19 protein-coding genes and 3 pseudogenes are annotated in these 24,927 nt (G+C 66.1%); 8 read left to right on the top strand and 14 right to left on the bottom strand.

Annotated elements, in window-relative coordinates; genetic code table 11:
• Window positions 1-559, top strand: a 559-nt coding sequence (locus ASF27_RS22930) for a hypothetical protein (RefSeq protein ID WP_210166288.1), incomplete at its 5' end; no start/stop codon positions are given.
• A gap of 23 nt (window positions 560-582) precedes the next feature.
• Here the strand turns inward: ASF27_RS22930 and ASF27_RS20725 are convergent.
• From ASF27_RS20725 to ASF27_RS20715, 3 genes are all read right to left on the bottom strand, one after another.
• Window positions 583-2,094, bottom strand: a complete 1,512-nt coding sequence (locus tag ASF27_RS20725) for a hypothetical protein (RefSeq protein WP_244481080.1) — start codon at window positions 2,092-2,094, stop codon at window positions 583-585.
• Window positions 2,095-2,330: 236 nt separating this feature from the next.
• The gene (locus ASF27_RS20720) at window positions 2,331-2,996 is read right to left on the bottom strand and encodes an ankyrin repeat domain-containing protein (protein ID WP_056363104.1); all 666 of its coding nucleotides are present in this window, start codon (window positions 2,994-2,996) and stop codon (window positions 2,331-2,333) included.
• A gap of 1,217 nt (window positions 2,997-4,213) precedes the next feature.
• Complete coding sequence (locus ASF27_RS20715) at window positions 4,214-5,008, bottom strand: hypothetical protein (protein WP_056363100.1); 795 nt, start codon at window positions 5,006-5,008, stop codon at window positions 4,214-4,216.
• Window positions 5,009-5,290: 282 nt separating this feature from the next.
• Between ASF27_RS20715 and ASF27_RS22535 the strand changes: the two genes are divergently transcribed.
• Window positions 5,291-5,563 carry a hypothetical protein gene (locus tag ASF27_RS22535; protein WP_156467595.1) on the top strand — a complete coding sequence of 91 codons (273 nt, stop codon included), beginning with the start codon at window positions 5,291-5,293 and terminating at the stop codon, window positions 5,561-5,563.
• Between the two features lie 40 nt (window positions 5,564-5,603).
• Here ASF27_RS22535 and ASF27_RS20710 read toward each other — a convergent pair whose 3' ends face one another.
• Both ASF27_RS20710 and ASF27_RS20705 read right to left on the bottom strand, forming a co-directional pair.
• Window positions 5,604-5,837 carry a hypothetical protein gene (locus tag ASF27_RS20710; RefSeq protein WP_056363097.1) on the bottom strand — a complete coding sequence of 78 codons (234 nt, stop codon included), beginning with the start codon at window positions 5,835-5,837 and terminating at the stop codon, window positions 5,604-5,606.
• 122 nt (window positions 5,838-5,959) lie between these two features.
• A complete protein-coding gene (locus ASF27_RS20705) occupies window positions 5,960-7,777 on the bottom strand; it encodes a DUF262 domain-containing protein (RefSeq protein WP_056363094.1) in 1,818 nt (605 codons plus the stop codon).
• 548 nt (window positions 7,778-8,325) lie between these two features.
• Here ASF27_RS20705 and ASF27_RS22530 point away from each other — a divergent pair.
• The 3 genes and pseudogenes from ASF27_RS22530 to ASF27_RS22525 all read left to right on the top strand — a co-directional run bounded on the left by ASF27_RS22530 (window position 8,326) and on the right by ASF27_RS22525 (window position 9,995).
• Window positions 8,326-9,276 carry a hypothetical protein gene (locus ASF27_RS22530; protein WP_156467594.1) on the top strand — a complete coding sequence of 317 codons (951 nt, stop codon included), beginning with the start codon at window positions 8,326-8,328 and terminating at the stop codon, window positions 9,274-9,276.
• A 142-nt stretch (window positions 9,277-9,418) separates the two neighbouring features.
• Window positions 9,419-9,612: pseudogene (locus ASF27_RS23320) on the top strand (helix-turn-helix domain-containing protein); the annotation flags it as partial.
• A gap of 128 nt (window positions 9,613-9,740) precedes the next feature.
• Window positions 9,741-9,995 carry a hypothetical protein gene (locus ASF27_RS22525; protein ID WP_156467593.1) on the top strand — a complete coding sequence of 85 codons (255 nt, stop codon included), beginning with the start codon at window positions 9,741-9,743 and terminating at the stop codon, window positions 9,993-9,995.
• 72 nt (window positions 9,996-10,067) lie between these two features.
• Here ASF27_RS22525 and ASF27_RS20690 read toward each other — a convergent pair whose 3' ends face one another.
• From ASF27_RS20690 to ASF27_RS20655, 8 genes are all read right to left on the bottom strand, one after another.
• On the bottom strand, window positions 10,068-11,612 hold the full coding sequence (locus ASF27_RS20690) for an E2 ligase fold family C protein (RefSeq protein ID WP_056363084.1): 1,545 nt from the start codon (window positions 11,610-11,612) through the stop codon (window positions 10,068-10,070).
• A 2-nt stretch (window positions 11,613-11,614) separates the two neighbouring features.
• The gene (locus ASF27_RS20685) at window positions 11,615-12,034 is read right to left on the bottom strand and encodes a Mov34/MPN/PAD-1 family protein (protein ID WP_244481081.1); all 420 of its coding nucleotides are present in this window, start codon (window positions 12,032-12,034) and stop codon (window positions 11,615-11,617) included.
• A gap of 65 nt (window positions 12,035-12,099) precedes the next feature.
• Complete coding sequence (locus ASF27_RS20680) at window positions 12,100-12,720, bottom strand: putative metal-binding protein (RefSeq protein ID WP_056363077.1); 621 nt, start codon at window positions 12,718-12,720, stop codon at window positions 12,100-12,102.
• Window positions 12,717-13,415 (bottom strand): multiubiquitin domain-containing protein, encoded by a 699-nt coding sequence (locus ASF27_RS20675; RefSeq protein WP_162238661.1) that lies wholly within the window; start codon window positions 13,413-13,415, stop codon window positions 12,717-12,719. The genes ASF27_RS20680 and ASF27_RS20675 overlap by 4 nt, the downstream gene beginning before the upstream one ends.
• 108 nt (window positions 13,416-13,523) lie before the next feature.
• A complete protein-coding gene (locus tag ASF27_RS20670; protein WP_056363071.1) occupies window positions 13,524-16,886 on the bottom strand; it encodes an ATP-dependent helicase in 3,363 nt (1,120 codons plus the stop codon).
• Between the two features lie 4 nt (window positions 16,887-16,890).
• Window positions 16,891-17,490, bottom strand: coding sequence for a hypothetical protein (locus ASF27_RS20665; RefSeq protein ID WP_056363068.1), 600 nt, complete (start codon window positions 17,488-17,490; stop codon window positions 16,891-16,893).
• Window positions 17,487-18,143, bottom strand: coding sequence for a hypothetical protein (locus tag ASF27_RS20660; RefSeq protein WP_056363065.1), 657 nt, complete (start codon window positions 18,141-18,143; stop codon window positions 17,487-17,489). Before ASF27_RS20660 ends, ASF27_RS20665 begins: the two co-directional genes overlap by 4 nt.
• Before the next feature lie 568 nt (window positions 18,144-18,711).
• Window positions 18,712-22,440, bottom strand: coding sequence for a vitamin B12-dependent ribonucleotide reductase (locus tag ASF27_RS20655; protein ID WP_056363062.1), 3,729 nt, complete (start codon window positions 22,438-22,440; stop codon window positions 18,712-18,714).
• Between the two features lie 474 nt (window positions 22,441-22,914).
• Between ASF27_RS20655 and ASF27_RS20650 the strand changes: the two genes are divergently transcribed.
• The 3 genes and pseudogenes from ASF27_RS20650 to ASF27_RS23315 all read left to right on the top strand — a co-directional run.
• Entirely contained in the window at window positions 22,915-23,331 is a 417-nt protein-coding gene (locus ASF27_RS20650; protein ID WP_056363059.1) for an NADH:ubiquinone oxidoreductase subunit NDUFA12, read from the top strand.
• 157 nt (window positions 23,332-23,488) lie between these two features.
• The gene (locus ASF27_RS20645; protein ID WP_056363168.1) at window positions 23,489-24,109 is read left to right on the top strand and encodes a DUF2155 domain-containing protein; all 621 of its coding nucleotides are present in this window, start codon (window positions 23,489-23,491) and stop codon (window positions 24,107-24,109) included.
• Between the two features lie 154 nt (window positions 24,110-24,263).
• Window positions 24,264-24,415: pseudogene (locus tag ASF27_RS23315) on the top strand (IS481 family transposase); the annotation flags it as partial.
• Window positions 24,416-24,495: 80 nt separating this feature from the next.
• Here ASF27_RS23315 and ASF27_RS23310 read toward each other — a convergent pair.
• A pseudogene (locus tag ASF27_RS23310) lies at window positions 24,496-24,927 on the bottom strand (IS3 family transposase); the annotation flags it as partial.

The raw sequence follows: 24,927 nt of genomic DNA, 5'->3' as shown, positions 1-24,927 counted from the left end.
CGCCTGTCACCCTCCCGGATCTGGCCTTCCGGCTACCCATGGCCGCCACCATGCAGTAGCCTTCCAATTGGCTCGGTCCAAAATACCGGTCAGGTCACGTGAGGTAGCGCTCACTGGCTGCCTCGATGACGGGCTGACACCGACAGACTGGTATGTCACCCTCAATCAGCGCGTCTTTTTCTGGCCTTTGCGCACTAGATTGCGGGGACTGCTCGAGGCACGGGCATATCGAAAAGATGTTCAGACCGTCCTGACCCTCGACACGCGCAGCATCGTCGACGCCTACGCGGACGTGATCCAGCTGAGCCCGATCAACAGCGGCGCGACGATCATGAGCATTGCCCGACGGGGCAATCACACCTTCGCGCCGATCGCGGAATTTCCGCTTGAGCCTCACAGACGCCGTCAGGGCCATAAACAGTCCGTCGCCGAGGTCGTGATCCCGGACCGCGTCGTACCCATCCTCGATCACGTTCTGACCGTGCACCGGATCAAAGCGGACGAGGTTCTAGAAGAACTTTGGCGAAGCCCGCGGGCGCAGCCCGACGATGGTCCGTGAACGCCGTTCGGCTGTCCTGAGGTTCAGGCCGGCTGCCGTTTGACGATCTGCGTCGGCACCCCTGCCTTACGCAAAAGATCGGCAATATGGCTCGTAGCGTTGACGACACCAAGGAGCCGCAACCCGGTATTCGGCGGTAGCGAGGCCAAGTGCTGACGAAGCTCGTGCAGCGGAGTCTGCGCGTCGAGTTCCATCCAGTTCTGAGCCTCTCCAGGGACGAGAGCGTCCGGCAGCGATACGGTTGCACCGACGTGTAGCTGCACGATCCAAAGACGTACGCCGTCGTACACCCATTCGAAGCGCACCGGACCCAGGAGCCGTTCGGCCTGCGCATAAGCTGTGGTGACGGCATCCCGCACCGTCTGAGGCAGCATTTCGGGCAGTTGCTCGCCCAGCATCAGACGATCGCCCTCACCGGCCAAGCCTTCGACGACGAGAGTGCCGTCTCCGCCTACGATCGCGGCTCCGGAGTAGCGGGCCGGAACTGCATCCTGCCGCAGGACCGACATGATGCGATCGCCGTTTGGATCTTCCTCAGCGAGAAGGCGGTAGGGATCGCGCCAGCCTTTGAAAGTCGAATAGCGTCCGGGTTCGGGCTCAGTCGGGCAGGTCCGGATCCAGACCTCTGTCTCGCCTGTCCGCGTACCGAACGAGAATGGCGGCACGCGCCGGCCGATGACGGTGGTCCACGGCACCAGAAGGCCGGCCTCGTGAGCGACGAGTAGGCCGAACGCTTTGTCGCCGATCAGACGGCTGAACCGGTTCGGCCAATGTAGCGACGGCTTCGCCGCGCTGGTATGGTCGTCCTCATATTCCCAGACGAGCGTGTGATCCTGACGCCAGCCGCGGCGTTCAGGATGGATGCTGAACTCGAGCCGTCCGGCACCGGCATCGAGCGCCGGAGCAAAGCCGTAAACGGTCTGCAGCAGGGAGCGGCCCCACGCGAGAGGCAGTGACGCTACACCTGGCTTCTCGACGCAACGCGGTGTATCGTCTGGGGCAAATTCGATCATGTCACTCAGGACGACCCCTGAGACACCGCCGTCGTGAATGTCGATGGTCTCGTTCGCGATGACATAAAGCCCCTCGCCCGCAAGACCTTCGGCGGCCTCAAGCGCGGCGTCCGCGTCGGTGAGTCCATACAGGAAGGTCCGGCTCCGCGGACTGTCCGGCGTGTAGCTGCGCAGATTGATGCTTCGCGCTGGGCTGCGCTCGAGTAGGACGCGCAACGCTGTTGCAACGTCGGGAAAGGGATAATCGGCTGCAAAGCCCGCGACCCGCGAGTAGGCCACGTCCAACGACCCTTGGGGTGTGGGAACGAAGCTCACGAACTGGGCGACGTTACCGCCCCGGTCGGCCAGAGCAATCAGAGCCTTATCTTTGCGTAGGCCTTCCGTAGCGACGGCGGGCGTCGGCGACGGGCTTTTTGAAGGAGCCATCGAGACACTCTCGTTCTGCTGCCCGTCACATGCTGCGTCAGCGGGATGCCAGTCTTTGGCTAGGTCCTCACGTGGACGCTGAGACAGGGTATCCATGATCGAGTCCAAATCAGGTCGGGGTGGGAACGAGAATCGCCAAGACGGTGCCGTCCGAAGCTTAACATTTCGGCGGAGGCACCGCAGAGGGTTCGCCTATGGTGACGGCTGCGCTGGTTAGCATCCCGCAATCCGCAGGCCTCACTGCGATCCTGGCGTCGATGTCAGTGGATCAGCAGGATTCTGCCCCGGTTGCTCGATGGCGCGTCGGTACGGGGTCACCCCGCGCATACTATTTACACGAAGCCTTCCTCAACTAATCGGCTGCCGCTCGACGTGATCTCGTGCCTCTGCCCCGAGCCGCCGACGACGCGGGACCAGCTCGTTGAGATGAGAAGCGCATCGACGCCATCGGAGCGAAGCTCGTGGGCAAAGCCGCCGTACATTCCCGGTACGGCGAACCAGATCGGCTCCTCCCCGGCCGGCATTTCCAGCAGGGGCGCAAGCTCGGGCAGCCTGAGGCGAGCGCGGTCAACGAGATCGGCCGCACGCCCGCGGATTACGTCGTGGAAATGCGCCTGGATCGTCGCTAGCACGCCGGCAGGAACGCGCCGCCGCAGAACCGGGCGCAGAGCGGCGACCGCTCTGGTGTTCCCGCATCGCTCGGCGACATCGACTGCTCGCTCGCCGCGGGCATTCTGCAACATGCGCCATGCACCGAGGCGGACGAGCTCCTCGCAGACAGCGTCTGGCGCATTCCCATGTGCTGCCTGGTGGAGAGGGGCAAACAGGGACGAACCGCCCGGGCGGGTCGTGTTGATCAAGGCAGGATGCTCGCGCAGGATCCCCAACACCGTAGGCCAGTCATAAATCTTCGCGGCGTCAGCAAGCTGGTGGCGAATGGCAGTGCCGCCCTCGCTGACCGTACCACTTTGGGTGATGCCGTCCCAGACCTGTCCCAAGTGTCGATGCCCCCGTCGCTGCAGCGTACCCGATGCGGACCCCGTCTCGCCACGCGGCTTTCGTCATCCATGTTTCAGCACAAATCGAGCACCTGCCATAGGCCCCAAGCGGGTGTGGAGCATTTCCTTGTCGCAACCGCTAAAATTCGAGAGACTATACGAGACGCGAATTTAGATTTTTCGTGGAAAAGTTCCTCATGCCGAGGAGCTACCCATGTTCGTGCGTTTTCTGATCGGTCTCACCACGGTCGCGTTGTGCACGCTACCGTTCCCGGCGGACGCAAGAGCTGGCCGGGGTGGTGGATCCCTTGGCTCGGTTCCCGTCCGAGGCTACGTCACACAGCGGGGTACATACGTCGCTCCCCACGTGCGGACCCGACCAGACGGCATTCGCACGAACAACCTTTCTTACCGCGATGGCGGTGTCATCGGGCTCGGTGCCGCCGGCGCTGCCGTCACGCTCCGTGGCGTTCACAAGGCCGATGTCTCCAGGTCGGGATCAAACGCGGTTCCGGGTCCCATCGCCTTAGCCAATGGCGAGGATGCCGAACGCGAACACGGGCCGTGGTGCCCGGCGAGCCAGCGGGTTGGCTCCGGCGTTGGGTTTTGCCTGATCAATTAGCGTAGCGGCGCGTTTGAAGGTGTGGAGGCGCGCGCGAGCAGCCACTCAGGATGCCGTACAGCCGGACGAGCATACCGACATCAGCCCGAGGCGCGAGCATCAGGGCACGGTCGCAATGAGGGCTCGACCCAATGCAAGGTCGCGTCCTTCATCGGCGTCCCTGTCATTCGTATCCGGATGCCGGCAACGGTCACGACCACGCCGCATGATTCTATGGCGTCGACGGCCGGTATCCCCGCTGGCTGGGCTACACGCTGGGCTGCCGGATTGTCGGGGATTGGCCGGAAACTGAGGCAGAGATCGGCGGCAATACCTGGATCGCTGCTCCAGCGCACGAGGTCCTTGAGGCAGCCCGCGGGCGCACGTTGTCAAACCTCTGATGCATTTCCCGGAGGGGTCGCGCACAACCAAACCCAGCCGCCTGGTTCACCATGATCGCTTCAAATAAAAGGAGAATCGCAACCTTTAGCGCTGGGAGCGATCCGTTCGATGCGTCCGGTTGGTCTCGAGGCGAACACAGAAGGCGGATGTCGACCTTGACACGCCGATCTTTGCGCGGATCGACGTGCCAAAGCCGGCGTCCTGAGGTAGCCGCTTACAGGCAGAAGCTACCGCGATCGCCGAAACAGAGCGGAGGAACCTCCAGCGCCGCGACTGTGTCGAGACGCTTTTTTCGGCAGGCGAAGAACTTGTCGGTGGCGACTTGAAGCCAGACCCCCTTCTGGCGCTCAAGCCAACTCGTCGCACAAGCTTCTCCAGCCATCAGGCCAGCGTTTGAGCAGCGGATCCAGCGGTCCGCATCAGCTGTCGGCCACAGAGCGACATGGATCGACAGCTCGTCCCAGCCGGCGTCCGAGACCGAGGCAATGGCCGGGATGTCTCCGATTGTGAAGCGGTAGACGTGGGTCGGCCCGAAGCCCCGCTCATCGGATCCAACTGCATCCGGCCAGCGGTTATCTCCTGGTCGGATCGTGAAGAGCCGTTGCGCGATGCCAGCATTGATGGCGGCGACCAGTAGATTGCGCCAGCCCCGATCGCGTTTTGATCGGTATCTCACCGTGTCCCAGCGGGAGGACCGAGTCCGGAAGATACCGTTCTCCGGCTGGTGATGCTGGCGCGCAAACTGGTCGGTGATGATTTTGGTGTCCGTGACCGAGGTGCCGGTGAGTTGGTTCAATCTGGAGGCAAAGGCTTCCTCGTTCAGGAGGATATGGTCGGGATCACTCTCACTGGTCTCCGTGATGCGAGCGAGGAGTGAAGCCTGTGTGCGAAACCCGAGACCTGCAGCCAGGGCTTCGCTTAGGTGAGATGAGCCGCAGGCTGGGAAGCTCGGGGCCAGGGCGCGTTTCATCGTGCGCAGACCATGCTGCGTGAGTGCAATGGCTGTCATGGGTCGATCCTTGCCCGTTACGGGTCGATGTCCGTCGATTACGCATCGACCCCGCAGCGGAGGATCGAGCAAGCAACATATGTCCACTTTGACCCGACGGCAGGTCTGGCGAGACGGCCAGAACGAATGCTGATTGCTTCGCTTCAGCCCGACAAGTGCCCAAGCACGCAATTCACAGCAGATCTCCGCAAGGATCCATCATTTTTCCTGAGCCATACACTGCTTGATCGGTACGGGTGGCGTCATGCGGCCTAAAGCGGCTTTCAGAGCCATCGGACAGCCATGCAGTCGCTCAATGGCGGCCGCGAAGGCGGCGCAGCGATCGGTCTCCCACGCCAGGGGACACGACCCCTCGCCATCCCCGATCCCGCTGTCATTGAGGCTCACCACGGCAATCGGACCGTCATCGCGGGCCGATATGGTACCGTGTTCCGGAACGCCTTCACGGTCGTCTGCCCCGTCGCGCCGGAACGCATCCGCTCGGTGAGGTCGCCACCAGAGCGCTTCGCGGTTCCGCAAGCGGAGTTCTCCTTGAGCGACATGATCCGGCGTTGAGACGATCCCGGGCCGGTTAGCGCTGTCCGGTGGGCGCGGGTCAAGCAACCTGCACGATTTCCGCGGCCGCGATCAGGTTGACCTGTCCGCTCCGCTCGCCGCGCATGCGCAGCAGGAACCCGCGCCGCAGGTAGGCGACGACCTCGTCCTCGCGCACGGCGATCTGGTTGGCGGCGTGGTGCTTGACCTTGCCGAGGGCCGGATCGGCCACTCGCAGGAGGCCGTCGCGGAAGCGGTGCGGCACGAAGCGCTCGCCGTCCGCAGCGATGCGCACGAGGTCTCCCGGTCCGCACGCCGTACCCGGCAGTGCGACGAGCGCAGGTTGCGGCGAGCTCGGTGGGTCAGTTCGTGCGATGGCAGCGGTGATGCCGGGGGTGGTCTCGGCATCACCGCTGATCAGTTTCCCGCCGCACTCCCGGTCGTGGTGACGGGTGCGGGCGGCACGATGCCGGCCGGATCGAGGTCGAGCCCCCGCAGGCGCTGCCGGATCAGCTCCTCGCGCGCGGCGACGAACTCTGGCAGCGCGCCCACCTGCCAGAGCGCCGGATCCCTCGGGATCAGGTGCCGGTCGAGGAACGTCCCATCGCGGGTGCGCAGCCACTGCTCGAACGGCAGGTTGCTCTTCTCGAGGTTCTCGCGCGCGAGCAGCAGCTCCAGGTTCCCGAGCCGGTTCACGCTGTCGAGGATGCGTTGGATCAGCGGCTCCGACAGGTTCTGCGCCATCAGCGCCTTCCGGTCGGCGAGCGAGCGCGGGATGATGTGGTCGACGTGGTGCGGCGTCGAACCCCAGGCCTGCGTGTCGTAGAGGAGCGACAGCGCCAGGAAGCAGGTGCGCTTCCCGTAGCCGACGTCGAGGACACCCTCGATATTGTTGTCGTCGAAGGCGATCGCCCGCCCGCGCGAGGCGAGACCCTGCACGAGGGCGCGGTGGGGGAAGTCCCGCCCGTCCTTCAGCGCCTCCTGCAGGATCGCGCGCGCCGCGCCGATCGTCCGGTCGGAGCTGCCGCCGAACACGCCGTTCAGCAGGCTGCCGAGCAGCCACCGGTGGATATGCCGGGCGTTTGCCGCCTCGAACGGCGTCGTGCCGTCCAGGCTGCCGCCGCCGACCCCGTGGAGGTAGTAGGCGATCGGCAGGAGCGCGTTGAGCGACGTCAGCGTCTCCCCGTCGATGCCTAAGCGGTTCACGAGCCGCAGCGTCGCCTCGAGGCTCGCTTTGATGCGCGTCCAGTTTGCCTCGATGCGGGCGAGGTTGGAGGTCGTGAAGTTGGCAACCTTGTAGCGCTGGTCCAGGTCGCAGAGCACGAGGCAGGACTTCATCACGAAGTCCTTGTCGAGCCGGTTTTTCGCGCCGAGCCCCTCGTTGAGGTGGTCGACGAAGCCGTAGATCTCCTGGCGGGCGCTGACGCCCTGCCACTGCGCGGTGATCATCGACAGGAGGAGGTCGGACTTACTCAGCTTCGTTCCGCCGTCGTTGGCGCGGATGAAGATGTCGAGCACGCGGTCGTAGGACTGGTCCTTCTCCGTGTAGTAGGCGATGACCCCGTCCTTCCACACCATGCGGTAGAGCCGGTCGAGGGTCTTCTCGACGATCCTGCCCTGCGCCTTCGTGGACGCGTCGGGCAGGGCATCGACCACCTCGTCCCTCAAGCGATCGAAGGCATCGTCGCCGATGCAGTCGAGGATGCGCCCGACCTTGAACCAGTGGTGCCGTGCGTCGCTCTTTGGCTCGGTCTCGAAGAAGCGCAGGCCGTAGGTGATGCCGAGGTCCTCGTCGTCGGACACCTCGTCGTCGACCGCAGGGTCCTTGAGGAGGTCTAGGTAGAGGCGCTGCCTGCTCCAGGCGTCGGGGTTGTGCCGCCGGCCGTACCTGGTGCGCACCGAGTACGTGCCGCGCAGGCCGATGAGCAGCGAGGTCAGGCGCTGCTGCCCGTCGAGCACGAGCTTGACGTCGCGCCCATCGGGCTCGGCCATCTCGTTGTGGGTGTCGCCGTGGCGGAAGTTCTCGATGAACTTGTAGATCTCCCAGTCGGCCCGGCGTTCGGGCCGGATCTCCCAGAACAGGAAGGAGGAGATCGGGTAGCCCTTCAGGAGGGAGTCGAACAGGGCGACGATCTGCTCGGGCTGCCAGACGTACGGTCGCTGTATGGCCGGCAGGAAGTAGCTGCGGTTGATGTCGTCGAGCACGCGGCCGATGGTGGACGAGACGTAGGACATGGCAGGAGGGTACGTTCCATGCGGAGCTGCGCCATGGGTGCCAAGGTTCGTGCATCGCGTCCATCGGACATCGCCGATTCAAGGTCCGTGTGGCTTTCCGGTAGTGCCTGAATCGGAGAGCCGAGTGCAGGTCGATTGCCCGCGCTAAAATCCAGGACGACAGGGTTGGGTGGGTCTGAGACGGTCCGCATCCGCGTGGCAAGACGCTGAAGCGAAGATCTCTTCCTCTCCCTGCCGTGATCCTCTCAGTCCTCTGGCGGTGAGCTCGGATATCGCCGTGCTGGGGGAAATGCGCACCGCAGGCCGCTCCAGGGACAGCAAGTGGCGTTCAAGTGTAGTCGAGGACAGATCGAAGAACGCTCGCGCTCCCACACATCGAAAGGCGGTTGAATCGAAGGTGCAGGATCGCTCGGGTCGGATGGGGTTGTCTCGGGCGAGCACGCGACGCACGGTGCTCGTCGACCTTGAGGCAGAGCCGGGACGCGATCATGCAACTAGTAACCGATCAGTCCCGATGCGATGCTGCTTTCCGGCATTGGGCCGACACGTTGACCGCCAATGCCAAGCAAGTCGATGATGGTTGGCATATCGAGGGAAGTGGCGTTTATTTCACCAACTACGGACATGGGCAGCCGGGGGAAATCACCAACCAGATCATGCTGGGATACGACCCGGATACCGGTTCGTCCGCAGTAAAGATCGTGACGCCCAAGGGCCCAAGGGCGGACAAGGGGCCAACCACGGTGCTTGCCGTCGACGACGACGGACGATCGCACCTCCTCCGGGAAGGCCGCCTGCAACCCAACAAGATATCGGGCTTCATCAAGGACCATTTCGAGGAACTGACCGGATTGCGGCCGAGCCCTCTGACCGTCGATGGAGCTGATTCCGAGAGACGCTATTACGTGGTCGCCAGTTTAAGTTCGGACCCAAAGACGATCCTGACACAAACGGCTGCTTTCGCGAATGCCTGCATGCAGGCTCGAAGCCTTGCTGACGGCAGAACGTCACCCGGCCCTGATCCGATCGGCAATCGGAAGAGACCGACCTATGGTGCAGACGAAAAAGGCTCGATTGTAACTTATGAGGTTACTGGCGGATTGAAAGAAGTCGTCAAACTGCAGGGCTATGTCTACGAAGAAATCAAAAAGATCATCGGCGTCGATCTCACAAAGCCAGCAGAAGGCGGATATTGCGTCGATGGCATGATCGGACCGGCGAACTTGCTGATCGAGATCAAGACGGGCACGTCTGCGCAGTGCATCTACGAGGCTGTCGGGCAGCTCCTCCTCTACCCCAGACTGACCAGTATCAAAACCTGCCCGGCGCAAGCGCTCCTCATACCGGAGAGTCCCACCCTCAATCCCAAGTTGAGTGCAGCGGTCACGAATCTGGGCATTCTGATTTTTACATACGGCGTCAAACAGGGAAAGAACAAGCCCAATATCGTCTTATCGCGAGCATTCGTTGAGCGATGCTTGGAGTATTGTCCGAAATAACAAGCCAAAATCATGAAATCTTTATTCTAGTGAAGTGATCCGGACGGAGGATTCTCGCTGACAGCGAGCCATGCGAGTCTAGGCGATGGCTTAGACAGTATGCGTTCTCCTAAATGCAACCGACACGGCACGGCTAGCTGCGATCGCCAAGTACCGCTCCTGTCCCATCAAGCACATCCAGCGCGCCCGCAGAGTTCTGCTTTGGGCCGAGCGCCTGAGTGTCGAGGATGTCGCCCGACGGGCGGGCGTCAGCCGCCGGCCGTGTGGCGCTGCCAGCAGCGCTACGCCGAGGCGGGTGTCGAGGGCCTGCTACGCGACAAGACGCGCCCGCCCGGTACGATGCCCCACCCGGGTCGTTCGCAAGCACAGCGAGCAGGTGGGTCTGCAAGTCGTACACGGCCGGTGGGACCGCCGCGGGAAGCCGATCGCGATGCGCGACATCGAACCTGCACGCGTGGCAGGTGTTGCCGGACAGCATCTGCGACCCACATCGGGTTGCGGACGGCGGCGTCACGGTTGGCACCCTGTTCACCGAGATCTGCAACATGACGCCCGCAACGGTCGCGCGCGTCTCCGAGGCTCTCGTCGGGTTGCGCGCGGCGAAAGGGGTGCAAATCTACACCCCCAACGGCAAGGAGAGGCCGCGGAGCCTGGGCTGCGACTGGGGCGATGTGATCCTCCCCGCCGTGCAGCGGTCTATGTTCAGCCCGTACACGTGATCGCGTCTCCGCGGCAGCTTCGAGTCCGGTCCGTTTCGTCCGGCAACACCCGCACGACCTCCACCGGTAGACTCACCCCGCTGAACGGTGGGCAGATGAGTACTTGGCCTCAAAAGCAGCCCTGAAGTCAGCATCTCCGCAGATGCAGCGGCCGGTGGTATCGCGCGCGTGTGGGTCGGCAAGGTGGGTGCCGAGGCGTTTGAGCAAATTGATGCGCGTGGCGACCGTTGGCTCATCGGGTTCGCCCCGGGCATGCTTCACGAGGTCGGCAGCGAGCATGATTCCGGCGAGCGCCGACTGGAACGCCATCGGTACCGTGGCTCCGACCGGCCGTCTGCCATCGGTCAGTTGGAACACCACGCCGCCGCACAGGGCGTGCTGATAGAAGCTTCGCAATGGCTGCCCCGCGAAGGGTCGTAGTGGATTAGGTGGAACGCCCAGCGCTGCGGCGATCCGCTCGACGAAAACTTCAGTCACGGGTTCAGAGGTCTGCAGCATCCGGCGCACCTCCGGCTGCGCCTCGGGCATACCCAGTTCCTCAGCGATGCGATCATCCTCGTCTTTCACCGCGCCGGCGGGGAGATAGAGGCAGGAGAGGCAGGGCTTGCCGTTCGCGAACCCGTGGCGTGAGACGCCAAGGTCGCCCTCCTGGGTCCAGGCGTTGACGATCCACCGGGGAAGGGCACCCTGGACCGCGACGCGGTCGCGCGCCGTGTCCAGGGCGACGGCAACCCGATCCAGTCGCCAGTCGTCCCGCGCGGCGAGATACTCGGCCCACGTCGCGCGGTGAGGTGCCACGCGCAGCCCCGGGCGAGCCAGCACGCTGGCGGCGACTTCGACCTTCGCGCGTTCGACGTCGGTCTGCACCGCCATTGCGTAGCGCTGCAGGTTCGACAGGTCGACGGCCTCGTGGTCGACCAGATGCAGCGTTCCAGTCAGGGCGGGCAGTCGGGCGAGCGCCCACACGGCCCCGTTGCCGATGGCCCCGAGGCCGACGAGATGTGCCTCGCCCAGGTCGACGGGGCCGACCTCGCAGCCCGCGGCCCCCGGCGCGGCCGGGCGGTAATCGCGCAGGTCAAGGGCGATCTCTCCGTCAAGGCCCCCGCCAGGGATCTGGTCGGCGAACACGGCCCGAAACACGTTCGCGGCCGCTATGCAGGCCGCGCCCCCCGCACCGAACGGGTTAGCGCTAGGCCCGCACCCGACCGGGGCGGTCGGGGAGAAACGCGCGATCCAGCCGTCCGACCCCGCGAACAGCGCCCGGCCCGGGATGGCCAACGCGGTGCGGCCGACGCAGACGGTGACGCTCGCCCGCCCGACATCGCTCCCCAAATCGATGGCGGGGTTGATCGCTCGCGCGAGGCCGGACAGCTCGGCGACGCGTTCGGCGGCGTTGCCGTCAAGGGCGTGGATCATGAGAATCGGGTACAGGCGGGCGAGCAGGCGGACCGTAAGGTCGAGCAGGGCCGCGCCTTCCTGCGAGCGCGCGGCCTCCCCGTCGAAGGCGAGACCGACGACTTGCGCCCGAAGCCGCTCCGAGAAGGCGGCCGTGCCGAAGCCCGCCAGGACCTGCGAAGCGGCGGTGGCGGCGCGGTCGAAGAAGTTTGCGAGGGCCATGATCAACCCGTGATGGTGATGAGTTGCGCCAGCGCGCCCGCGGGGACCCGCGCCCAATGGGCGCGGGCGTCGAGCCGGTAGGCGGCGGTGTCGGCGAGCGCGAACGGGCGGGCCGCGTAGTTGGGCACGACGAGTGACAGGCTGCCGATTGCGGTTGCGATCGCGAAGGCGTCGTCGGTGTCCGAGTGGTAGGCCCGGCCCGGGTGGCTGTGGACCTGCCCCAGGAGGACGAGCTTCTCGCGGTGGAGCCGGACGTTGATGCGGTGGAGTTCGTCCGGGCCGATGCAGACGCAGACGCCGTCGTCAGTGCGGACGTGGCGCTGGGCTGGGACCCAGGTCTCCTCGACCGCGAACCGCTCGCCGTCCTGGCGGCCTACCCAAAGAGCCAGCCCTTCATGGCCAGTGCGGCCGACCAAGCGCATGTGCTCCTGGGCCGCGTCCGCGCATGCCCGGGGGAGCGAGACCGCCCGCACCGCCGCGAGCCCGCTCATTCTGGGACGCGTTCGAGGTTTAACCCCATCCCGATTGCCGGCATCTGCGCGACCAGCTGGTAGTGCTCGATCGGGTTGACCCCGTGGCTCCAGATCGTGTCGAGGATGAAGGCCAAGGAGCCTTCGCCAGAGCGGCGGTGCAGAAGCCATGCGTCACCTGTGTGCGCGGGGTTGTCGTGGTATTCTCGGACGCGGGGCAGGCACAGGAATGGCGGGTCGTCGGGCGAGTTGAACTGCATCAAGTCCGTCGGCGTCATCTGGCCCATCTGCATGAGCTGGAGGTACATCTCCTTTGGCATCCCCGGCGGCATCGGTGGCCGGCGCAGCATGTTGATGCTGAGCTCGCTCGCCTTGATCGGCGCGCGGGTGAAAGGGTCGACAAAGCGCACCGACAGCGGCTGGACGTCATAATCAGTGAAATCGACGACCACGCAGGCGACGATGGGTGACGGGCGCAGCTTGGGGGTTGCGAACATCACGCATACCTCGGGGAACTCAGCGTCGAGCAGGATCTGGCCGCGCTTGCGGTAGGTCCCGTCCAGGGCCCGATAGGCGGTGACCTCCCGCGCGAACTTCGCGCGGGAGACCGCGGGGTCGACGGTCTGCGGGCCGCTCACCCGGCGACCCCTGCCTTGAGGCTCAACCAAACGAGGTCGCCATCGTGCAGCCCGACGCCAGCGACGGTCTGCGTCAGGTCGTACGGGGTGCCGTGCTCGTCTTTAAGCTGCCACTCGTCCTCGGGCCGTCCGACGTTCTCGGACTTCCGCAGCGCCTCGGTGCGGACCTGCGTGAGCGGTGTGGCCGGAAGGACCTCGAGCGCGATCTCGGTGCCGTTGACGACCACCTTGAGGGTGATGTCGCGGGCGGCGGGGGGCCGCCGCTCTACCGCTTGAAAGTGCTCGACCCCCTCCCGCGCGAGGTCGAACATCTCGTGATCGGCCACGCGGACGTCGTCGGCCCCGGGCAGGACGAGGTACACATCGAAGGCGGCGGGATCGACACCGGCGAGCGTCTTCAGGACAACGCCCGTGATCCGGCGGACGGGCCACTCCTGATCCTGCCCGTTGATGAAAAAGCGGTAGAGGGTGTCGCTGCGGCAAACCAGGAACCGCTCGACACCGTGGTGGCGCAGGTCGAAGGTCTCGTCGAGCCGCAGCGGCTCCAGCGCGTTGTCCGGCAACAGGGCGAGGGCGGCGTATTCGTCGACGGGGTGCTTGCCTGCCGCCTTGATGATCTGCCGCCCCGTGGGTACCGGGTCCGTGAGGCGGACCTCGGTGAAGTTCAGGTTCTCGTCGCCGATCTGGACCGCCACGCGGTCCTCTCCGTGTCCGTGCATCGCACTCTCGCCGCCCGTGGGCGGCCCTGCGGCCGCCCTTCTGATCCCTCCAGCGCGGCCGGGGACGGCGATTCGGTAGTCGGGCTAAAAAGAATCTTCGGCGGTGCAGACGAAGTAGAACCGGCAGGTGGGACAATCCCCCGAAGGGGTCGGCGGGAAGCGACCGGCCCCAATCCCGGCGATGGCATCGGCGTACGCGGCGAGGCCCGCGCCGCCCTGGTCCGGGTCGATGTCCACCGCCTCGGGGGTGGCCGGGTAGACCGCCTGTAGCCTGACCGTGCGGTCGGGGTGAGCCTGACGGAGTGCCTCGCCCAGGAGCTCCCAGATCGCTTTCTGCGCCTCGCTCTTCGACTTGCGTCCCGTCCGGTAGACCTGCGCTACGATGCTCCCGTCTGGGCGTTCCACGACGCGGTCCGCGCGCACGCCGATCGTGCCGCCTGCGGTGGCGGCATGCCACCGTCGGTCTACAGCCCGACCACCGTCGTCGAGCAGCGCGAGGGCGTTCTCGACCATGGTCTCGGCGGCGGCGCGGTAGACCGGCTCGAAACCGTGGTCGACGGGCCCGCGCTCGGCCCAGACCTCGGTGAGGCGCTGGCGAGCTGCGGCCGGATCCACGGCCTCGCCCCCGGCTTGCTGGGTGGAGATCCAGTCGATGGTCGCCCGCACGCACCGGTGGAACGCGAGGTAGGCCCCGGCCGCGCTCCGGTCGCCGAGGTCATCCAGCACCTCGTAGCGGTAGCGCGCCGGGCACTTCGTCCAGATCAGCAGGTCGCGCCCGTCGTGGGCGTCCACGGGTACGACGGCCACAACCTCGACAGGCCGCGTCCCCGGGGCGACCGTCGGCGCGGCCCGTAGCTTCGGCAGCCGCGCCCCGAGGCCCTTGAGGTACTTCGACGGGTTGCAGGTCGCCTTCGCCGTATAGCGCTTGGCGCTCGTAATCGAGAGGACGTCCCGCGCCCGCGACAGGGCGACGAAGAAGAGGCACTCCTCTTCGGCGTCGTGGTCAGTCGGACCAATCGCGAGATGCTCCATTCCGGCCGGGGCGGGGCAGCGCACACTCTGGCGTTTGCCCGGCACGTAGCGCGTGGCCACTTGAGGCAGGTGCACGGCCTCGAACTCCAAGCCCTTGGCCGCGTGCACGGTCATCATGCGCACCGCGGGGATTCCGTCGGCCTCCGGCGGCACGACGCGGAACGCGCGATCGTCGTCGAGGCGCTCGATGCGGCGGATCCGCTCCAGGAACGCGCGCCGCCCGCCCCGCCCGCCGGTGGCGTCGGCGTGCTCGCGGGCGAACTTGAGCAGTTGGTAGATCGCGACGAGGCACTGCTGTGACCGGACGCTCGGGTCTTCGACGAAGCGCCGGAGATAGCCGCTACCCTCGAACAGGTAGCCCACAAGCATACGCCAGGCCGTCGTACCCCGGTTGACCCCCGTGAGCTGACCGGCCAGCCGAATCAGGCCCGCGCGACCCGCATCCGTGAACCCCTCGATCGCCTCGGCCCGCGCGCACACCGCGAGGATATCCTGGCGCGCGGCGTCCGCCTCCCGGATCGCTACGAGCGCGTCCGCGCGCGTCGCGCCATACTCCGGCAGCTGCGCCACGCGGATCAGCCCGGCCGCGTCCGCGTCGGCCCCGAGCGACACGACGGAGAGCAGGTCCCGAATCTCCGGCCGCTCGAACAGGTCGCCGAGGTAGAGGATCGGGACGTCGAACTCCTGGAGCAGCCGGCCGAACCGGGCGAGGCACAGGTGGGTCCGCGCCAGGATGGCCTGCCGGTCGTAGGGGATTTCCTCGGCCTTGAACCGTTCGATCTGGTCGCGCACTGCGTAGGCTTCCGAGCGCAGATCCTCGGCCTGCAGATGGTCGACGTACCCCACCGCCCCCCGGTGGGGATGCCATTCGACCGGTGGCTTGGGGGCCGCAGCGATGTCCCGCCCGTAGTGTTCGAACAGCTTCACCACCGCCTCGCCCGAGCGGTAGTTCGTGGTGAGCGAACGGCTCTGCCCGTCCGGGTAGCGGGACGCGAAGCCAGCCGCGTTGGCCGGGGCCGCGCCGCGGAACCGGTAGATCGATTGCCGCGGGTCGGCCACGGCCCAGACGCGCCGCCCGTCGACCGCAATCTGGTCCAGCAGCGCGGTGCCGGCCGCGTTCACGTCCTGGTACTCGTCCACGAGGATCCACCGGTGGCGGTCCCGGACGGTCGCCCTCGCCCCTGCATGGTCGGCGAGGACCCTGGCCGCCTTGCCGACGAGGTCGCCGAAGTCGACCGCGCCCCTGGCATCGAGCGCCTCTTGGTACGCCGTGTAGACGCCGCCGACCTCGACCGCCTTCTCGGCCGCCTCGACGGCCTCCTGTGTCTCGGCCGCAGCCAGCGCCGCCTCGGCCGCCGCAAGGTACGCGGCTGGGCCGACCATCTCGTCCTTCGCGCGCGAGATCGCCCGGAGGATCGGGCGCAGCTCGAGCGTCGGATCCCACAGATTCTGAAAATGCCGGAGCTTGAGGTCCGGCAGTATATCTTCGAGCAGGCCAAGCCCGTGCGCCTCGTCGAGGACGTCGAAGTCGGCGCGCAGCCCCGCCTGCGCCGCATACAGGCGCAGGATCTCCAGGCCGAACGCGTGGAAGGTGCCGATCCACATCTGCGCGGCCGCGGCCGCGTCGAGGCGCTCGACCCGCTCGCGCATCTCCGCAGCCGCCTTGTTCGAGAAGGTGAGCGCGAGGATCTCCCACGGCTGAACGCCGATGCCGAGGAGGTACTCGATCCGCCCCACGAGCGTGCGCGTCTTACCGGTGCCCGGCCCGGCGTCGAGGATGAGGGGCCGCTCGTCCCATTCCGCGGCGGCCCGCTGGTCCGGGTCGAGCGGGATCGCCGGCGGCGGTTCCTCTGCCGCGCCGGGGGCAGGCAACGGCGGCAGCAGCAATGCCCGGATCGCCTGCATCGTCACGAACGGCAGTGGAAGCCCGACCTCTCCCGCGATCTGCGAGGGCGTCTGCCGGTCGCGCACCAGGCGCTGGCGCAGCAGGTCGGCCGGCAGCAGAAACTCCTGTGCGAATACGTCGGCCTGTGTCTCGCGCCGCTCGCGCGGCGAGTAGGCAACGATCCGCTCCACCCCGGTCTCGAATGCCTGGCCGCCGAAACCGGGCTCGGCTGTGCGCACGAGGGATTGTCGCTCGTCGTGCAGGTGGAAGTGCCCGATCTCGTGCGCGGTGACGACGGTGCGCCATCCCGCGTCGAGGCCCACGGCGAGGCGGACGAACCCATCGCCCCGCTCAAGGACGCCGACTACCTCGGGGCCGTACACGGCTCCAGGTTCGAGCGTATCGACCTCGAGGTCGGCCAGTTCGAGCGCCGCCGCGACGAGCGCTGCCGCCGTCCCATCGACCGCGCGCGCGGCGGCGTCGGCGTGCACCTGCCGGGCGATGACCCGGATGCCGCGCCAAGCGTCCACCCGCCTACGCCTCGTCCGCGAGCCAGAACGCCTTGCGGTCCTCCGGCATACTCGACGCGCGAATCGCTTCCTCCCAGGTCCGCGCCCGCCCCGTCGTGGGGAGGTCGGACGCCTTGAACGCCGCCGTTATGGTGCGGGGCTGAGAGTTCTCTAAGACGGCCTCGAACCACGCGCGGGCGCATCCGAGGCGTTCGGCACCCAAGCGCCGGAATCGCGGCTTGATCGTCGATGGGACGATCTGCCCGGTGCTGATGTCGGCGATGATTGATCGTGCGATGCCAAGTGTGCCGGCGAAGGTCCGCACGTCTGTATGGTGCTGATCGAGGGCTCCGCGCAGATCCGGCACGTCGACGGGGTCCGCACGCTCGGCCGCGCGGCGGGCCGCGTTGCGGACCTTGCCCACATAGTCACGCACGGCGGGCTTGGCGACATGTGGAAGCCCTCCGTGGTCGAGATCGAGGATCTCCAGCGCCTCGGCCCGGATTGCGTCGGCAAAGTGCGGATAGCGCGTCGTCCAGGCTCGGATCAACTCCGGGGTGACTGCCTCGACCGCTTCGTGGAAGCGGATCAGCACGTCCTCCAGGTCCTCAGGGCGTTTGCTCATGGCGTGCGACCGAGTTCATGGGCGATGCGCTCCCTCGCGCGATCGACCCATTCTTTCGCAGTCTTCGGCGTGATATTCAGCATTCCGGCGATGCTCTTGTCCGCCTTTGAGCTAAAGTCAAACCCTTGGCGAAACAGCTTGAACGCCAAGCGATGCTTTTCCGGCAGCTGGGCGAGGACCGACTGGATCATGGCCTCGTCCTCCGGCCCAAGCGACGATCCATCGATGGGATCGACCGGCTGGCCCTCGGCGTCGCAGACGGCGGGCTGTTCGATGTCACGGCGAACCTTACCCCGGCGAATTTTGTCGATAAGGCGGTGCTGCAGCTTGCCGCGAAACGACTGCTCGAAGCCAGCCCCGTCCGCCGAGCTCGGGTCGAGGACGGCCTCGACCATCGCGTCCACGACGTCGCCGACCGGATCTTCGCCGCCGTGCCGCAGGCCGGCTCCCGCGAGGGCGCGGAGGACGCGTTCGGCCCGCTCCGCGAGATGGATAACCAGGTCGCCGCGGAGGCGCTCATGCCTCCGCGGGTGAAGCCGACGGCAACCGGCCACGATCTGCCGCGGGTCCTGCCTCGCCAGGCCGCCGCGCTCGACGATCCCCGTCCAAAACTCACGCAGTCGCTCCTGCGATACACCGATGTCGGCGTTCATACGTGCCCTCGTCATGCGAGAGCCTGCCCCGGTAGCGCAGGGGCCGGCTACGATCCGGTAGCGGCGGCGCTGGAAAAAACAGCGCCGCAGCGGCGAGACCTCGAACCCAAGGTCCGAAGAGAGCGGCCCGAAACGCTGGCCAGTACAGGTTGATCTCTGCGGGGTTTGCGCCCCCGCAAGCAGTATGAACGATCCGCCTGACAGACGGTGGGGTCATCGGGGCTCCTTCTCCGGCCCCGCGATACAAGTCTGCCCCGGAATCGATGCGGCAGACAGACCGCTGAGTCTGCCCGCCGATCACCGTTCGACGTAACCTATTCTACTGATGGCCGGGCGAGCGTCGCCCAGGCCTCTCTCAATCGCGCTTTCCCACTACTATGGTTCGTTCGAACACCAACTTAGCGTCCGAGGACTAATACTATCTGTCGCCGGACACTTACAATGCTTCGAAATGACCCCGACTATGGTTCCGTAGGTCAATTCTATGGTTCGCTTCACATTAATAGTCAGAAACACCGCGAAAAACGAAATGTTATGCTGCTCGTCATGAGTCATGTCCGTCACGACGTCACGAGCAACCCGTGGTCGAGCCGCACGTGTCGCATTTGAGGCAGGTTCCGTTTCGCACGAGGGTGAAGTTCGCGCATTCGGGGCAGGCCTCGCCGACATAACCCTTCATTTTCGCCTCCGCGCGGCGGTCGGAGACCGTACGCTCGGGTTTGGCGAAGGGTAGTGCCTCGACCAATGTCTCTGCGATGCCGGCCGGGATCGGTTCGGACTTCAACGCCGTGGCACCGCGCATTGCATGGACCACGCCGCCTGCCGGAGTTGTGACGCCGGCCGAGGACGCTCCCACCCCGACCGCGCCGCCGGCCGGACCGCCCTGGATCAGGGTGAGCCGATCGGCCGATCCACGCAGGAGGCCACGGGAGACCACGTTGGCCGCGACGGCGTCGGGCTTGTCGCCGCGCGCACCCTCGCCCTCGCCCTTGCCCATGACCGTGTTGCCGATCTCGGACGGGTCGACATGGGCGAGATCCATGCGGCCGAGATACGAGATGGCGAGCTCGCGGAAGACGTAGTCGAGGATCGAAGTGGCGTTCTTGATGGCGTCGTTACCCTGCACGAAGCCCGCCGGCTCGAATCGGGTGAAGGTGAAGGCGTCGACGTATTCTTCCATGGGCACGCCGTACTGGAGGCCGATGGAGATCGCGATGGCGAAATTGTTCATCAACGAGCGGAAGGCGGCGCCCTCCTTGTGCATGTCGATGAAGATCTCTCCGATGCGGCCGTCATGATACTCGCCAGTGCGCAGATAGACCTTGTGGCCGCCGACCACCGCCTTCTGGGTGTAGCCCTTGCGACGGTCGGGCAGCTTTTCGCGCGACCGGATGCGCTCGACGCGCTCGATGACCCGCTCGACGATCTTCTCCGCGAGCTGCGCCGCCTTCGCCGTAGCCGGCTGGGCGACGAGCGCTTCGATCACCTCCTCGGCATCCTCCTCCTCGTCGGCGATGAGCGCCGAGTTCAGGGGCTGGGACAGCTTGGAACCGTCGCGGTAGAGGGCGTTGGCCTTCAGCGCTAGGGTCCAGGACAGCTTGTACGCGTTCTTGCAATCCTCGACGGTGGCGTCGTTCGGCATGTTGATGGTCTTGGAGATGGCGCCCGAGATGAAGGGCTGCGCCGCCGCCATCATGCGGATGTGGCTCTCCACGGAGAGGTAGCGCTTGCCGATGCGGCCGCACGGGTTGGCGCAATCGAACACGGCGTAGTGCTCGATCTTGAGGAACGGGGCGCCCTCCAGGGTCATGGCACCGCAGATATGGGTGTTGGCCGCCTCGATGTCCTTCTTCGAATAGCCGAGGAACGGCAGGATCTCGAAGGTCGGGTCGGAGAGCTTATCAGCCGGGACCTCGAGCACGTCCGTGAGAAAAGCGTCGCCCAGCGTCCAACGGTTGAACACGAACTTGATGTCGAAGGCCTGCTTCAGCCCCGCCTCTATGGCCGAGAGCTTCTCGTCGGTGAAGCCCTTGGCGCGCAAGCTGCCCGGGTTGATGGCCGGGGCCTGGCCCATGGAGCCGTGGCCGACGGCGTAGGCCTCGATCTCGGCAATCTCGGATTCGCGGTAGCCCAGGGTCCGCAAGGCGTCCGGCACGGCGCGGTTGATGATCTTGAAGTAGCCGCCGCCGGCGAGCTTCTTGAACTTCACGAGGGCGAAGTCGGGCTCGATGCCTGTCGTGTCGCAATCCATGACGAGGCCGATGGTGCCGGTGGGCGCGATCACGGTCGCCTGCGCGTTCCGATACCCATGCTCCTCGCCGAGCTTGAGGGCGCGGTCCCAGGCGTGGCGGGCACGCTCCGCAAGATCGGCTTGGGGGATGTTGGCGAGATCCAGGGGCACCGGGGCGATCGACAGGAACTCGTAGCCCTCGGCCTCGCCGTAGGCGGCGCGGCGATGGTTGCGGATCACCTTGAGCATGGCGTCGGCGTTCTCCTCGTAGGCCGGGAAGGCCCCGAGTTCGCCGGCCATCTCGGCCGAGGTCGCGTAGGATACACCCGTCATGATTGCGGTGAGCGACCCGGCGAGCGCCCGGCCCTTATCAGAGTCGTAGGGCAGGCCCATGCTCATCAGCAGGCCGCCGATATTGGCGTAGCCCAGACCCAGCGTCCGATAGCGGAACGAGAGCTCGGCGATTTCCTTCGAGGGGAACTGCGCCATCATCACGGAGATCTCGAGGACCACCGTCCAGAGGCGGTTGAGATGCTCGAAGGCGGCAACGTCGAAGTGGTTCGTGGCGCGGTCGTACATCGTCAGCAGGTTGGCCGAGGCCAGGTTGCAGGCGGTGTCGTCGAGGAACATGTACTCCGAGCACGGGTTCGAGGCGCGGATGCGCCCGCCCGCCGGGCAGGTGTGCCAGTCGTTCATGGTGGTGTTGAAGTGCAGGCCTGGGTCGGCGGAGGCCCAGGCGGCTTCGCCGATCTTGTCCCACAGCTCACGCGCCGGCAGGGTTTTCGTGGTCTTTCCCGTCGTGCGGGCCTTCAACTCCCAAGGGGCATCCGCTTCAACCGCGCGCAAAAAGTCGTCGGTGAGGGAGACGGAGTTGTTCGAGTTCTGGCCGGCCACCGTGAGGTAGGCCTCCGAGTCCCAATCGGTGTCGTAGACGGGGAACTCGATCTTGGTGAAGCCTTGGCGGGCGAACTGGATCACCCGCTTGGTGTAGGAATCCGGCACCATGTCCTTGCGGGCGGCCTTCACGGCCTTCTTCAGGACCGGGTTGCGCTCGGGATCGAAGCAGGCGTCGCCCTCGGCCTCGCACTGGGTGCAGGCCTTCATGACCGCGGTGAGGTGCTTGGAGACGATCTTGGAGCCGGTCACCAAGGCGGCGACCTTCTGCTCCTCCTTCACCTTCCAGTCGATGTAGGTCTCGATATCCGGGTGGTCGATGTCGACGATGACCATCTTGGCCGCGCGCCGCGTGGTGCCGCCGGACTTGATGGCGCCGGCCGCCCGGTCGCCGATCTTCAGGAACGACATCAGGCCCGACGACTTGCCGCCGCCGCCGAGCTTCTCGTTCTCGCCGCGCAGCATGGAGAAGTTCGAGCCGGTGCCGGAGCCGTACTTGAACAAGCGGGCTTCGCGGACCCACAGGTCCATGATCCCGCCCTCGTTGACGAGGTCGTCCTGCACGCCCTGGATGAAGCAGGCGTGCGGCTGCGGATGCTCGTAAGACGAGGCGGATTTCGTCAGCTCACCGGTGCGATAATCAACGTAATAATGACCCTGCGCCGGACCATCGATGCCGTAGGCCCAATGCAGTCCGGTGTTGAACCATTGCGGGGAGTTCGGCGCCACCATCTGGCGGGCGAGCATGAAGCGCAGCTCGTCGAGGAACGCGGAGGCGTCGTCTTCGCTGGTGAAGTAGCCGCCCTTCCAGCCCCAATAGGTCCAGCAGCCGGCGAGGCGATCGAAGACCTGCGTCGACGACACTTCCGAGACGTAGCGCTCGGCCTCGGGCACCTCGGTCAAAGCCGCCTCGTCGGCCACGGAACGCCATAGGAAGGACGGGACGTCGTTCTCCTCGACCTTTTTCAGGCGAGCCGGCACGCCAGCCTTGCGGAAGTACTTTTGAGCCAGCACGTCGCTGGCGACCTGGCTCCAGCTCTCGGGCACCTCGATGCCCTCCAGGCGGAACACCACCGAGCCGTCCGGATTGCGGATCTCGCTCAGGGTCTTGCGGAATGGAATCGTGGCGTAGGGGGATTGCCCGGCCGTGGTGAGGCGACGCTCGAACCGCATGAAACCTGTCTCCCGCCAAGCGCGCGATGGCGCCAGGGTTGTGATGCTGGGCTGGCGAGGACAAGCGACCGCGAACGCCCGCGCCACGCTGTTCAAACCAGACAAAATCGATGAACCGCCGAGGGACCGGATCGCTTCGGCGACATCCGAAAGCTAGCGCGTCGAGGACCCTCACGTCAACAACTTGTGTGCGTCGGCTATGTTCCTGACTAGATGTTGTGTCGGCGCCCTAAATCCTGTGGATATCCGCGGCTTTCGGATAAGTGCTCTTTGGCGCTCGCGGAATCGCCGCGAGGATTCTGATGGCGCACAGGTTGGGACGAGCCGGGCCGGGCATACGCAATGGTTAACGCCGCCGGGGTGTGACAATCCGGGCGCAGGCGGGTACCCCGACTGGACTTGGGGGCAGCGCCTCACCATAGTCCCGCGCGAATGACGGACCGGCGGCCCCCAAGGCCCTTTCAGGCGAACGCGATGGCTCTCAAGGACACGCTCCTGCGGATTTTCACCTGGTGGAACGGGCAGACCATGTCGCTTGCCCTCTACACGGCACGCAAAGGGCAGTTCGTCGGCACGGACGAAGGCGGCAACACCTATTACCGGGCGCTTGGGCCCCTCATCGACCGGTCGGTGGGGCCGGAGCGGCGATGGGTGGTCTATAACGGCTACGCCGACGCCTCGAAGGTGCCCCCCGGCTGGCGCTCGTGGCTGTGCCACAACGCCGACGTACCGCCGAGCGAGGAATCCTACACCCCGCGCGAGTGGCAGAAGCCCCACGTGGAGAACCTTACGGGCACCCTCGGCGCCTACCGCCCCAAGGGGTCTCAGCTCAGCACGGGCCAGCGCCCGGCGGCGACGGGCGATTACGCACCCTGGAATCCGGGCGCGTGAGCTTCGGGCCGGACACGGCCCTTTTTCCACCAATGTTGCACGCTTAACCGCGGGTCGCGTCGTCATCGCCTCGTGGCGCGCCGTCACAAGGGAGCGAGCCGTGAGCCGCAGCACCGCACGCGTTTCGCGATCCGGCCTCCTCGCCGCGCTCTTCGCCATTCCGGCCCTGACCTTCTCCGCGCTCCCGGCCGGGGCCGACAAGATCAAGAACCCGACCGCGGTGTTCTCGGGCCTCGACAAAATCACCGGCCGCATCGTGTCGTTCGAGGTGGCGGTGGACGAGACCGTGCAGTTCGGCGCGCTCCAGCTCACCCCGCGCGTCTGCTACAGCCGGCCGCCGACGGAAAGCCCGAAGACCACGGGCTTCCTCGAGGTCGACGAGGTCACCCTCGACAGCAAGTACCGCCGCATCTTCACCGGCTGGATGTTTGCGGCGAGCCCCGGCCTGCACGCCATCGAGCACCCGATCTACGACGTCTGGCTCGTGGATTGTAAAGGCGGCTCCGACGTGATCGCCGAGGCGAAGGAGCAGGAGGATACGCCAGTTCTGGCGTCGAAACCTGAAAAATCCCGGCGCCAGCGCGGTGGTCAGGACGCGACGCGGACGGCCCAGCAGGTCAACCCCAACGGTCAGGTGGACGTCGAAGCGCCGCGCGGCGTGCCGGTCCAGCCGAAGCAGAAGCCCTCGCGAAAGTTCTTCCCATCGAACGAAGGCCCGGCACCGGCCCCCCCGTCGTCGCCGCCGCCACAGAACCTGTTCGACGCACTGTTCCGGTAGGGTGAGACGGAATGGCGTGAGGGACCGCCCCCTCCACCGGAGCGCGAACGCTGCATCCTATTCGAACGGGCGGACAGCTCACTGCGTGCGGTTCGGAAGGTCTTTGATCCCGCGATTTGGCGATACGGTCGAGCACCCTATCGCGAGGGATAGGCTGTGGGGGCGGGTTTTCGATGGAAGCGCCACCGCCACGGCGGCAGTCCGCCGCGCGATTCAGACACGTGCAGAGAGCGTAAGGGCGCTGGCGCGGCGCAAAGACGTCTGCCCGATGACGGTGCTGCGCGGCGCAAACGGACGAGCACAGCCCTCGCGGCGCCAGTGATCCTCCCCCGTTTCGACGGGCGTGGGTTTAGCTCGCGTTCCGCCCGGCCTGCTCGGGTGTGGTCGGTGATGTCCGCCAGCCAGACCGTGTTGGGCAGGGCAGCCGAGAAGAGCTGCTTCAGGAGGTCGGGTGCGACCGGCAGATCGTGACGGCTGTCGGTCGTGCAGGGCCGGAACCGATGCCCAGCCAGGGCCCGGATGCCTTGGCGGCGCATGAGGCGCTCCACGAGTCCGCGACTGGCTGTTCGGCCCTCCGCGCGCAGCGCGGCATGCACCCGAGGTGAGCCGTAGCGCCTATGATGCCCGGCATGGATACGCTGGACGTCGGCCAAGAGCTGACGGTTCGACGCTGACCGGGCGCTCTCGGGGCGTGACCGCCAGCCGTAGTCGCCGCTGGGAGAGACTTCGAGCACGCGGCACATGAGACGCACCGGCCAGGTGCTCGCATGCTGCTCGATGAAGGCAAACGTCACTTGGGCATCTGCGCGAAGATGCCG

It is taken from the genome of Methylobacterium sp. Leaf102 (assembly GCF_001422425.1).
Lineage (GTDB): Bacteria > Pseudomonadota > Alphaproteobacteria > Rhizobiales > Beijerinckiaceae > Methylobacterium.
The sequence above is the reverse complement of the archived record's forward strand: the minus strand, read 5'-3'. Positions and strand labels throughout refer to the sequence as shown.

Bases quoted from the DNA above. Each gene is read 5' to 3' on its own strand.
- ASF27_RS20725 (WP_244481080.1), bottom strand. From the start codon at position 2,094: ATGGATACCCTGTCTCAGCGTCCACGTGAGGACCTAGCCAAAGACTGG.
- ASF27_RS20715 (WP_056363100.1), bottom strand. From the start codon at position 5,008: ATGACAGCCATTGCACTCACGCAGCATGGTCTGCGCACGATGAAACGC.
- ASF27_RS22535 (WP_156467595.1), top strand. From the start codon at position 5,291: ATGCAGTCGCTCAATGGCGGCCGCGAAGGCGGCGCAGCGATCGGTCTC.
- ASF27_RS20705 (WP_056363094.1), bottom strand. From the start codon at position 7,777: ATGTCCTACGTCTCGTCCACCATCGGCCGCGTGCTCGACGACATCAAC.
- ASF27_RS20690 (WP_056363084.1), bottom strand. From the start codon at position 11,612: ATGGCCCTCGCAAACTTCTTCGACCGCGCCGCCACCGCCGCTTCGCAG.
- ASF27_RS20685 (WP_244481081.1), bottom strand. From the start codon at position 12,034: ATGCGCTTGGTCGGCCGCACTGGCCATGAAGGGCTGGCTCTTTGGGTA.
- ASF27_RS20665 (WP_056363068.1), bottom strand. From the start codon at position 17,490: ATGAGCAAACGCCCTGAGGACCTGGAGGACGTGCTGATCCGCTTCCAC.
- ASF27_RS20660 (WP_056363065.1), bottom strand. From the start codon at position 18,143: ATGAACGCCGACATCGGTGTATCGCAGGAGCGACTGCGTGAGTTTTGG.
- ASF27_RS20655 (WP_056363062.1), bottom strand. From the start codon at position 22,440: ATGCGGTTCGAGCGTCGCCTCACCACGGCCGGGCAATCCCCCTACGCC.
- ASF27_RS20650 (WP_056363059.1), top strand. From the start codon at position 22,915: ATGGCTCTCAAGGACACGCTCCTGCGGATTTTCACCTGGTGGAACGGG.